The 13498-nt window shown below is 35.0% G+C and carries 3 protein-coding genes; all 3 read left to right on the top strand.

What is annotated here, in order from left to right:
• Positions 1 to 82: 82 nt before the first annotated feature.
• The gene (locus Q0921_RS12375; RefSeq protein ID WP_299257260.1) at positions 83 to 7030 is read left to right on the top strand and encodes a PKD domain-containing protein; all 6948 of its coding nucleotides are present in this window, start codon (positions 83 to 85) and stop codon (positions 7028 to 7030) included.
• A 208-nt stretch (positions 7031 to 7238) separates the two neighbouring features.
• Positions 7239 to 10646 (top strand): PKD domain-containing protein, encoded by a 3408-nt coding sequence (locus Q0921_RS12370; protein WP_299257259.1) that lies wholly within the window; start codon positions 7239 to 7241, stop codon positions 10644 to 10646.
• A gap of 84 nt (positions 10647 to 10730) precedes the next feature.
• Positions 10731 to 13498, top strand: a 2768-nt coding sequence (locus Q0921_RS12365) for a right-handed parallel beta-helix repeat-containing protein (protein ID WP_299257257.1), incomplete at its 3' end; no start/stop codon positions are given.

Here is a 13498-nt window from a genome sequence, read left to right as displayed (position 1 = left end):
TTTTTTCAAATTGTCTTTAAATCAAAAGCCTTTCTCTAAACAGAAAGTAAGCAAAAAAATTTTCAAAAACTCACTACTTATTATGGGACCAACACCAAAAAATAAGTGTGGATGGCTTGCGTATATAAAAAATATCCGTAGAACGCTTTTTTACACAATAGCAATATCAATCTCATTCGGTCTTGCCGTCATATCTGTATTAGATGTATATGATGGAACTGCGGGACCATCGATGACAACACAAACCTGGCCAGCAGGAACTTTTCTTTCTAATTTTCCTGAAGGAGATAGAATCAATACATATCATCGTAACTATTTAATGATAAATGGCCAAGCGGGAACTGGTGTTTGGGATGTATCTAACCCAACCATTCCTAAGAGAGTACAATTTAGTGAAGCTGCCAATAATGGTCATCGCTGGTGGAAACTAGAGGGAGATTTATTTTATCGTGAGTATTCAGTTCCAGAAGTAGAAGGAACAGGATATAAATATTTAGATCTTTCTAATATGTTAGAAAGAAAGCCTATCACTTCATCAGATATTCTATATACAGTACAAGATGGGCAATCTAATTATGATAACCTGGAAACATTTCCTCACACTATAGACGGCAACAGAGTATTTGATATGAGAACAGGAGTTCAGGTGGATGATATACCTACTACTGTTTCTTTACCAGATGTGGTAGTTCGAATCGGAAATTACGTTTTTTATGCGCCACAAACAGGAGATATTAATGTATTTGATTTTGGAAATCCTGAAAACATTAAATTTCTAGGGTCTTTTGGAGGGGATATACCTCATGAACAATATAGTACAGGTTTTCAACTATGGAGAAATCACTTAGTCTTTATGAGTGGTAATGAAGGCCCTAATGCACTAGTAGCATTTGATATTAGTGATCCTACAGATGTAAAACTAGGGTTTAGTTTACATTCTGATCAGGTTACTTTAGGTCGATACATGATATTTCAAGATGAATTTGGTTTTTCTGGTCGTTTCGATAGAGGTGTGAAATTCAATTTTGAAACGATGGAAATTGAACAGGAGTTTTATCCACCTTCAAGTGATGAAACTTTACAGTTTATAGATAATCAGTGGATGCCAATAGGGCATATTTTAATAGCTAGTGGAGATGATAAAACTTCGATTTTTGCACATCAAGATGGTTTGGATGAAACATCTCCAACGGTAGGTCATCATTTTCCTGAAGTTGGAGCAATCAACCAACCAGTAACGTCTACTATAGGTTTTGTAATAAATGAAACTTTGGACGATCTTACCATAAATGATGAAACAATACAAGTAAGTCCTTTGGGAGGATCACCGATTGAAGGAGATGTCACAACAACTTCTTATCAGGTGATTAATTATGCGCCAAAAGAAAGCCTCCTACCTAATACAACATATGAAGTGAAGTTGTTAGAAGGAGGCATAAAAGATGCAGTAGGTAACGGAATGGAAGAGTATGTTTTCTACTTTACTACTGGTGGAGATTCTTCTAACCAATCACCAAATATTGAAGGAATAGATTTAAGTATTGCTTCTCCTGTGACTATTGGGACTGTAATAGATTTCACTGCGAATGCAACCGATCTAGATGGGAACACACTCAGTTATCGATGGGATTTTGGAGATGGTTCCCCAAAAACAGATTGGATAGGAAAAAACACTTCTCATATCTTCGCAGAAGCTGGGAACTATTTAGTACAAGTACAGGTGTCTGATAATAATGGTGGTTTTGTTGTAGGCTCTCAATCAATTGTAGTAGCCGCATCCATATCGTCAGATTTACCTACTCAATCAAGTCCAATAGCTATAGATGCCGATAATAGAGTGGTATGGTCTGTTAATCCTGATAATAATTCAGTTGCAATGGTCAATGCGGATAACTTATCTATGATCAGGGAAGTAACCGTGGGTAAAGATCCAGTAAGCATAGCATTAGACACTGATGGAAAAGCTTGGGTTACCTGTAGAGACTCTGATGAAGTATATGTAATTAAGAAAGACGGTTCTTTAGAAACAAAAATAGCATTAGATAGAGGGGCAAGTCCATATGGTATTGTGTTTACACCAGATGGTAGTAGGGGGTTTTTATCTGCTTTTGGATCAGGAAAAATCCTGGAAATATCTCCTGTTACTAACAGTATAAAAGCTACTTTGGAAATAGGAGCAACGCCTCGTGCATTAGCTGTCAGTGGTGATGGGACTAAATTATTAGTTACAAAATTTATCTCACCAGATGAAGAAGGGCAAATTTGGGAAGTTAATCTAGATACATTTACGTTAAATAATACAATTGCACTTCCTATAGATGATTTCACACAAGATAATGGAAATGAAGGCAGAGGATTGCCAAATTATGTTTCAGGAATCACTATACATCCAGATAATAAATCTGCCTGGTCGGTAGCTAAAAAAGATAATATTTTAAGAGGACTAAACAGAGATGGTAAACCATTAGTTTTTGATAATGTAGTACGTACGGCGATTTCACCTATTAATTTAATTAGTGGTAACGAAGATATTTCGAAAAGATTGGATATAGACAATCATGGTCAACCATCATCAGCACTATATACTCCAACAGGTAATTATTTGCTGGTTACAATGCAAGGAAATAATAGAATCGTGGTTATAGATCCTAAAAAAGGACTGGAATTACTAAAGAAAGATGTAGGTAAAGCACCTCAGGGACTAGCAATTGATCCAACCACAAATCGTGTTTTTGTAAAAAACTTTATGGATCGTAGCATAACGGTTTTTGATGCCGCAGATATGATTAAAACTGGTAGTAATACTTTAGAAGAGTTAGCTACGGTTTTTACAGTTACTAATGAAGAATTAAGTTCTGTTGAGTTAAAAGGAAAGCAAATATTTTATGACGCATCAGATTTAAAAATGGGAACTGATGGATATGTCAGCTGTGCTACCTGTCATCAAGATGGAACTCAGGATGGTCGAACCTGGGATTTCACAGATCGAGGAGAAGGATTACGTAACACCATCTCTCTTATCGGTAGAGCAGGAACTGGTCACGGAAGAGTACACTGGAGTGCTAATTTCGATGAAATACAAGATTTCGAAAATGATATGCGCTCTCATTTTAATGGACAAGGTTTTATGAGTAATGCCGATTTTAATGAAGGTACTACTGCACTTACTTTAGGAGATGCTAAAAAAGGAAAATCAACAGATCTGGATGCATTAGCAGCTTACATAGAATCTCTAAATAGTTTTAGCCCTAGTCCATATCGAAATAATGATGGAAGTTTAACAACCGATGGTATTGCAGGAAAATCTTTATTTGAAGATCTAAAATGTGCCTCTTGTCATAGTGGAGAAGCCTTTACAGATAGTAAAACAGGAAAGCTACATGATGTTGGAACCATTTCGGCCACAAGTGGAAATCGTCTTAAAAAAGAATTAGTTGGGGTAGATGTCCCTACATTAAAAGATGTATGGGCGACAGCACCTTATTTGCATAATGGAGTTGCTAAAACGATAGCAGAAGTGTTTACAGCCAATAATCTTAATGATGCACATGGAACGACCTCCTCTTTAAATGCTAATCAAATAAAACAGTTAGAGGCCTATATAAAACAGATTGATGGATCAGAAATAGCCCAAGAATCTCAACAAATACTTAAAATATCTTCACCAGAAGATGGGACTAATATAGATAAGGCTGATCCGATAAAATTAAGTGTGGAAACAAATATTGAAGGGATTACTAAAGTTCAATATTTCGTAGACAATATTATGGTGGATGAGGTAACCGCAGTACCTTTTGAGTCAACCTGGACTCCTGTCATTTGGAAAACCTATTCAATTTCCGCTAAAGTATTTTATAATAATGGAAATACGGGTTCTATTACTCCAGAATCTACAGTTAAGTATAAAAACACAATTAAGGTTATGTTTGTCGTTGGAGATAAAAATAACTTAACGTCAGAAGATCAAAGGATTAAATCTCGTTTGGAGCAACAATTAGGATTTAAAATTACTTTGTTCTCAGATGAAGAAGCGACCAGTCCTCAATCTGCTAATCCATTTGATATGGCATTAATTTCTTCTACTGTTGACCCTAGAGAACTAGGTAATGATTTAGAAGGAGCAAGAGTTCCATTAATGACTTGGAATCCATTTATGTATGGGAAATTGAGAATGACTTCTGGAGAATTGAATACAGATTTTGGTATAACACAAGATGGATTTTCTACAATTACAGTTTCTGATCCTACTCATCCTATGGCAGCAGGTGCAGGGGCAAGTACGGCTTTATATTCGATTACGCAAAGTCTACCTTTTGGGAATCCTACAGCAGAAGCAATTGTAATTGCGAAGGCAGGGACTAAACCTATTTTATTTGGGTATGAGGCTAGCATAGATATTCCTTCAAGAAGAGTAGCATTTCCTTTAAGAGATCAATTTATGCACTTATTAACAGATCAAGGACTTTCTATGTTTGATGCAGCTGTTTTATGGACATTACATGGAGGTGATGCAGATACACCAATCGGACCTTTACCTGATGTGTTTTTTCAATCACCTTTGAACGGGGAATTAGTTAATACTCCTTTAAACGTAGATTTTAATACCGAAGGATGGGATTTACCATCTCAGCAATATAAATTAAGGTTTAAAATAGATGGACAGGATCGTGGTTTGATAACTTCAGAAGGAGAATTTACAGATGGTACTGCTTTATCAGAAGGGCCACATGAATTATCCCTACAGATGGAACGAAGCGATAATTCTGTAACTGATTTAGGTGAGACAATTACAGTAATCGTTACCAACGAAACATTACCTCAGAACCCTACAGCAATTATTCAATCTCCATCAGATGGAGGATTGGTAGGGCCTGATTTCGAAATAGAATTTTCTACTTATAAATGGGATATTATTGCTGGTGGACAACATGTGAAGTATTTTATTGATGGAATAGAGAAAGGCTCAATGTTCGAAATAACACCAATACCAGTTTCAGGCTTGTCAGAAGGTACACATACCATTACATTATCGTTGGCAACTGAAAGTGGAGAAATTACTGGAGATTCCGCGGAGATTTCAATAACTGTTGATGAACGATTTAATAATCTTCCTGATACGGATTTTAGCATAGAATATAGAGATAATAGTTCTGGTGTGTCTACATCAGAATTAAAACCAGTATTTCAAATCGTAAGCAAATCATCAGAAAGTCATGCATTAAGCGATTTTAAGATTAGATATTGGTATACTCCGGAACACAGTCAAGCTATGAACTTTAATATTGATTATTCGGCTGTAGTAGGAACCACTGGTGTCTTTGATAACAATATGGAAAATAATTATGTAGAGATAGGTTTTAGTGGATCTTCTGGAAATTTAAATGCTAATAGTAAGTCTGGTCAAATTCAAACCAGATTGCATCATTCAGGTTTCCAGACTCATAATCAAGGAAATGATTATTCATACGATTCCGGAAAAACTTCTCTAAAACCACATGTATTAGCAACATTGTATTATAAAGATGAGCTGGTTTGGGGACTGGAACCAGTTGGTAATGAGGTGTCTAATAGAAAACCAAATGCGATTATAAATTCTAGTATCATATCAGGAGTGGCTCCACTATTGGTAGACTTCGATGCTTCAGCCTCTAGTGATCCAGATGATGATTCATTAAGTTATTCTTGGAATTTTGGTAATGGTAATACGGCTACAGGGATTACTAATCAGTTTACATTCGTTACTACTGGAGACTATGAGGTTGTGTTAACTGTTGATGATGGAAATGGTAAGTTTGATACCGAATCGATTGTGATTAATGTTAAAGATGAAACACCAACCTTAATTTCTAGTTTTACTGCAACACCAATTTCTGGAGATGTTCCTTTGTTAGTCAATTTTGATGCTAATGGTTCTGTTTATCCAGATGGTTCAAGTATTACATATATATGGGATTTTGGTGATGGTAACACTAGTGACTTAGCTAACCCTTCATATACATATACCATATCAGGTTCATATGCTGTTACTTTGACAATTAGTGATGGAATAGTTTCTGATACATCAGACCCAACAACAATAAGTGTTCTGGAAGGGAATGTTGCTCCCGGCGCTAATTTTGACATGTCGGTAACATCAGGAGTTGCTCCTTTGACGGTCAGTTTTGATGCTTCTACTTCTTCTGACATGAATGGAGATAATTTAGAATACTTCTGGGATTTTGGTGATGGAACAACAGGAAATGGAGTAAATGTCAATCATAACTATACGATTATAGGAGAATATGTTATTTCTCTAACAGTTAATGATGGGGTTTTATCGGATAGTAAAGTAAGTACGCTTACCGTGAGCGAATCAACAGGTACGACTACCTGTAGTTTTGGTGTTCCCATGGAAAATCCATTACCTACATTGTCAAATTCTTCCTATGATTATATCTATGTTTTAGGAGAAGGAGGTCCGGATTTGAGCAACGTGGCTGATTTTACGATTAATTGGGATTTGCAAAACAATGGGTTATGGCAATGTTCTATGAATATTAATAATGGTAACCCTGCTTGGTGGATTGATTTAACAGCTAGTATTGTAAGTCAAACATTCAATCAAGTTCAACCTACAATCACTTTTTCAGGAACAGAAATATTAAACTTCGATGGATCTTATGATGTAGCTATAGATGGAAATAATCTTGTATTGGTTTCTAAAAGCGGTACATACACTATGTATTTCAGTAATGAAAATAGTTCTCCAAATTGTGAAGGTTTACTAAAAGACCCATTTATAGAGGATGATTTGATTACAGTGAAAGCATTTCCAAATCCGGTTACGGATTACCTTACTCTGCAGAGTAATCAAGATTTTGAAGGAGCATTCATAAGTGTTGTAGATATAAATGGAAGAGTTTTATCATCTAAACGTATCCAAAAAAATCTAAGCGAAATTAAATTGGACATGAATATGTTTCAATCTGGAATATACTTTATTCAAATTAAGAAGAATCAGAAAACAGTAATTAAACAAATTACTAAATAAAGAAATCACTGTTAGATCTCCTTTTTGAATAGGAGATCTAACAGCGATTATAAAATAAAACTCTAAACAATAAACTTTTAAAAAAGAAAGAATTTAGAACACCTAAAATGGAGTGTTTTTAGAATCGGGGGATTCATAAGTAGTGAGTAGTTGGAATAATAATCAATTCAAATTTAGATTAACACACACACAACTAACTCTTTTAAAAATGAAAACTAACATTAAAATTTTATTAATAGCGAGCCTGCTTTTTAGTATGCATTTATTCGCTCAAAAACAAAAAGCTGCTCCGATGGGATTTGTATATGCAGAAGAAGAAAAATTCATGTTGGACGGCAGACCTTATTACTTTTCTGGAGCCAATGTATATGATTTTTTCACATATGGATCTTCTAGTGGCGATATTGAAACGCAGTTTATGGATAAAGATCGTATCGATGAACATATGCGAAGATTATATAAAAATGGAATTAGAGTTGTACGATTATGGGGATTTAGTCATGAAGATTGGCACGGTTTTGAACCTCAAAAAGGAGTCTATAGCGAAGGTCAATTTTCTCTATTCGATTATATAATCAAATCAGCAGAAGCTAACGGTATAAAACTGATTGTGGCGTTAGAAAATTATTGGAATGACTATGGAGGGATTAAAGATCGTCTTACATGGGAAGGAATCGATGTACAGGGAGGTGGAGAGCACGATCAAGGGCAGTTTTTTACTAATGCATCTGCTGTGCAAGGGTATAAAGATTATGTGGAGTATTTTCTTACTCGAGTCAATCATTACGATAATATAGAATACAGAAACGATCCTACGATTCTTGCTTGGGAATTAATGAATGAACCTAGGTATCAGGGATTTGGTGATGATGTCACTTCTGATGTTCTAAGAGCCTGGGTTGATGATATGGGTGCTTTTATAAAAGAACTTGATCCTAATCATTTATTAGGAACTGGTTTAGAAGCTCACGGAACGAAGTATAATTTTGGTGGCGATGAAGGAAATGACTTTATAAAAATACATGAATCTCCATATGTTGATTTTACATCAGCTCATCCATATATTAGAGAAAGTTGGTCCAATTTTACATTGGAACAAACCATGAAACTAATGGAGCAATGGGCAAATGAATCTCATAATATCATAAAAAAACCCTTGTATATAGGAGAGTTTAATGTAGAGATCCAAGAACGATATGAGTGGTGGGAAGAGATGTATACTTTTATTGAGGAAAATAAGATAGGAGCAAGTGGCTTCTGGTGGTTTCCTGATAATAATACACCAAGAGATAAGTTTGGAGTGTTCGAAGGTGATGTCGAAGTGGCTATTTATAAAGAGCATGCTCTGAGAATGGAAGAAATGTCAGGTGGAGAAACTATTTATTTGTCTTTATTATCTCCCAAGTCTGGAGATAAGTATGTTACTGGTAGTATTGTTCATATAGAAGCGAATTTGCTAAATGAAAATAATACCATTAATAAAGTAGAATTTTTTAGTAATGGAGAATTGATTGGAGAAGATACTACAGCTCCCTATGAGTTAGATGTATCAAGCTTGCCAGATGGTAATTATAGTATTACTTCTGTAGCTACAGGTATTAATGGGGTAACTAAAACATCAACATCTAGAAACATTCAAATAGGAGGAGATGGTGTGTTGTCGTTAGAATATAAGGATGCTTCTACAGAGGCTATAACTAATGTTATAAAACCACATTTTAGACTATTTAATAATTCATCTCAGGACGTTGCGTATTCAGATTTAAGTATTCGCTATTGGTTCGAGACAGAGGTTGATTTGCCACTTAGTTTTTTTATAGATTATGCAATGATCGGGAGTAATAATGTTAAAGGACAAATTGTTAATACAGAGGCTAATCAACATTATCTAGAAATTACATTCGACTCAGCTGCGGGAATATTAGGAAGAAACGCAGGTTCTGGTAGAATGGAACCTAAAATAGCAAATAGTAATTGGTCGGACACGGATCAAACAAATGATTATTCATATGACGGAACCAAAAAGGAATTTGCTGCTTGGGATAAAGTAGCCTTATATCTTAATGGAAAATTAGTTAGCGGTATTGAACCAGGAACAACAATAGATACACCAACGGCAGTAATTCAAGCTTCTACTATAAGTGGCGTTGAGCCCTTATCTGTTACATTTGATGGATCAGGATCCACAGATCCAAATGGAGATGTTCTAACATACAATTGGGATTTTGGAAATGGAGATATTGCTACAGGTGCAGTAACATTATATGAATTTACAGAATTTGGAGAAACCTTAGTTACTCTTACAGTAAATGATGGTAATGGAAACTCTGATACCGAAACGATTACAATTACAGTAACAGATTCAAATGTAGCACCGGTAGCTGTTTTTACAAGTGATATCGAAACAGGAATTGCACCAAAACTTATTACTTTTGATGCTTCAGAGTCAACGGATGCAAACGGCGATGTATTATCTTATCAGTGGGACTTTGGAGATGGTAATACGGCGACAGGAATGGTGGCAACATATCAATTTGAAACTGCTGGAGAATTTGATATAAAGCTTACTGTAAGTGATGGGAAAGTTGAAGATTCTACGGTAAGAAAAATTGTAATTTCTGATGGAAATCCTATTGCGAATATTATTGTAGATGTATCTTCAGGTTCTACTCCTTTAGAAGTAACATTTGATGGTTCGGGTTCTACAGATCCTTCTAATAATGTATTAAGTTACTCTTGGGATTTTGGAGATGGAATAACAGAAACAGGTCAAATAGTTGTGCATACCTTTGATAGTGTTGGATTCTATACGGTAACACTCGAGGTGGATAATGGACAGGGAGGAATAGATAGTGGTACAATAGTAATTCAAGTACAAGAAATACTTCCAGTTTCGGATATATCCTTAGAATATAAAGATGGAGGTAATGGTAGTGTAGTAGATAACATGATTAATCCACACTTTAGAATTCTAAACAATAGCGATCTTGCAGTTTCTTATCAGGATGTAACAGTTAGATATTGGTTTACTTCAGAGGGTAATAACAACCTTAATTTCTGGTGTGACTGGGCACAAATAGGAACTGGACTGGTTGACGGCGTTTTTGGTCAACAGAATAATGTAGATTATCTTGAAATTTCATTTGATTCAGTTTCAGGGACGATAATGCCTGGTCAGAATTCTGGATCCATACAAACAAGGTTTGCTAAAACCAATTGGAGTTCTTTTGATGAAAATGATGACTACTCTTATAAGCCTTTATTTGCCGATTTTCAGTTTAATAATGAGATGACATTATATGTGAATGGAAACTTGGTTTGGGGTACAGAACCCCCTACCTCTTTAGCAACAACAGATTTATTAGAAAATATAAAAGTGTATCCAAATCCAGCTAAAAACCGTATCAATATTTCAGGCTTTGAAGTTTTGGAAAAAACAGAAATAAAATTGACAAATCTAGTTGGAAATTTAATCCATCAAGCTAATCCAAATGAAAGACAATCAATAATCACATTTTCATTGGATAACCTAGAACAAGGAATCTACATTTTAGAGATTAAAGATGGTGTTCAAAACGTAACTTCAAGAAGAAAAATTATAGTTAACAACAGATAGTAAAACGTGGTATTGATATGGGTGATCAATTATAAATGATCACCTATATCAATCTTTAAAAAAGAGCCAATAAAATAGAATTTATTGGAAAAAAAAGGAAGCTTTTTAGATCTCAAATCGTTGATCGATTTAACGAATTCTAGCATAATACCTACGGTTAATAGAACAAGTAATACAGAAATAAGCGGTAATATTATTTTTGCCGAAAATAATCAAACTCAACAATTAACAATGAAAAATAATCAAACTTTTAAAATCTTTTTTCGAAAATGTATATGGATACTCTTATTCATATTTGTGTCTTCTTTACATGCGAAAAATATTTATGTAGCAAAAAACGGAAATGATTCAAATTCCGGAACACAATCAAGTCCATATAAGACAATTGGAAAAGCATCTGCAGTAGCACAAGCTGGTGATGTTATTATTATTGGACAAGGAACCTATGAAGAAATTGTTAGACCAGCTAGATCTGGTAGTGCGGGTCAACCGATAACATATATTGCTAAAAATGGAGAAAAAGTAATTATTTCTGCTATGCAAGCTTTAAGCGGTTGGCAGAAAGATAATGGAGCAATTTACAAGATAAAAGTAGACTGGGATTTAGGTCAGGAAAATTTTGTGTTAAATGGTAACACAGCTATGGATCTTGCTAGGTGGCCTAATAACACAGATGGTACACCTTTTACGTTGAATTCTCGCAGAAACGATGGAGGTAGTGGAGGTAATGTCGTTAATGGTGCATTTTTGACATCATCCCAAATCCCTAATATTAATTGGTCAGGTGGAACTGTATTTTTTTATGGAGATAAACCTGGGTCTGGATGGATTGCTTGGAAAGCACTTATTAATAGTAGTTCTCCCGGAAGAGTGAATTTCAAACTAGATAAAAATCCAAACTGGATACGTACGTTTCATGCCCCAAAAGATAAAGGAGATTTTTATTTAGAAGGAGTAAAAGGAGCATTGGATTATCAAAATGAATGGTGGTTTAATTCCCAAACCAAAGAATTATTTGTTCAAATGCCAAACGGTTCTGCACCGTCTAATGGAGCTGTGCAGATGAGAAGAAGAAAGGTAACTATTGATCTTTCTGGTAGAAGCTATGTACATATTAAAAATTTAGCTGTATTTGGGGGATCAATCGACATGCCTAGAAATTCGAATAACAATTTGATTTATGGAGTTTCTTCTTTTTATGGGAACCATATATTAGGTGTTCAAAAAGGATTTTCAGCCAATAAACAAAGTGTATTAATGGAGGGAAATAACAACGTAGTTGAACGTTGTGAAATAGCCTTTGGAGCAGCAAACGGTATTAAAGTAGGTGGAGATAAAAACAAGATTCTAAATTCTAGAATTCACGATTTTAATTACTTGGGATCTTATGACGCGCCAATAAATGCCAGAGGAGGTAAAAATACTTTGTTTAAGAACAATACTATTTTTAGAGGAGGAAGAGATGGGATTCAATTTTTTAATAATAATAGTGAATTTTCTTATAATGATATTTATAAGGCAAATTTGATTAATGATGATTGTGCCCTATTATACACTGTAGGAGGTCCTCATAATGGTAAGATTCATCATAATTGGTTTCATGATAATGAAGGTAGAGGAAAATTAAGAAAAGCAGCTGGGATTTATCTTGATAATGATGCAGAAGCTTTTTCGGTTCATCACAATGTGGTGTGGAATGTAGAATGGACCGGAGTTCAGATCAACTGGAATGGTAAAGACATTGATGTCTTTAATAATACTTTGGTAAAGGCTAAAGGTGGAGCAATGGGAGCTTGGCATAAGGAAGGAACAGCTTTTTCAAATGTGAAAGTATGGAACAATATTGCTGATGTTAGAACTGAGGATGACCCTTCTACACAAGAGGATGAAGGTACTTTCGAAAGAGATGCGGATAAACAAAATAATGTAATTACTCAATCAGGGTATACGAATTATAATGGTAATAAATTTACACTAAGATCTAATTCTCCTGCTGTAAACGCTGGTAGAAGAATATCGGGTATAACTGATGGTTTTGTTGGATCAGCACCAGATGCAGGTGCATATGAATTTGGAGGAGAAAATTGGGTGCCAGGAATTAACTGGAATCCCATTTTAGGTCCTACAGGTACTGGTTGTTACGGACTACCTGGTGAGGATTGTAATGATACTATTATTCCTGATGAGATAGCATTTGTAAATGCAGCAACATCAATTCAACCTCAAACCTCATATGAGTTTGATATTAAATATAGTGCACAAACAAACAGAGAAATTGTTGTTGAGTTCTGGTCAGGAACGAATTGGCTTGCTCAAAAAATGATGTCAGTAGAAAAAGGATCTCGGACTGTAACTATTACGGTTGATCTTCCTGTAGCCCCAGCGGTTGGTACAGGCTATGCTTATAAAGCACATATTAGGCCTGTTGGTAGTAGCTGGCAAGAAGCTTTGGATAGAGATCAAATCAATAATGTAAGTGTAGAGGAACAATTACTTGAAGATAAAATTTCTTTTAGTAATGCTCCTACAAGTATTGTACAAGCAAACTCATATCAAATAGATGTAAATTATGAAGCATCTACAAATAGAGAAATCATAGTAGAATTTTGGTCAGCTACCAATTGGATCGCTCAGCAAAATATTACTGTTTCTGCAGGAAAAGGAATAAAATCAGTTACTGTAAACCTTCCCAATGCTCCACAATCTGGTTCGGGATATATTTATAAAACTCATATTCGACCATTAAATACTTCTTGGCAAGAAGCAATTGATAGAGATCAGATTGATAATGTAACTGTCACTGGGGCATTTACACAACTCATAATAAATGGTTCATATCAAATAGAGTCTAC

Origin of the sequence: uncultured Aquimarina sp. (assembly GCF_947496855.1) — a bacterium.
GTDB lineage: Bacteria > Bacteroidota > Bacteroidia > Flavobacteriales > Flavobacteriaceae > Aquimarina.
The sequence above is the reverse complement of the archived record's forward strand: the minus strand, read 5'-3'. Positions and strand labels throughout refer to the sequence as shown.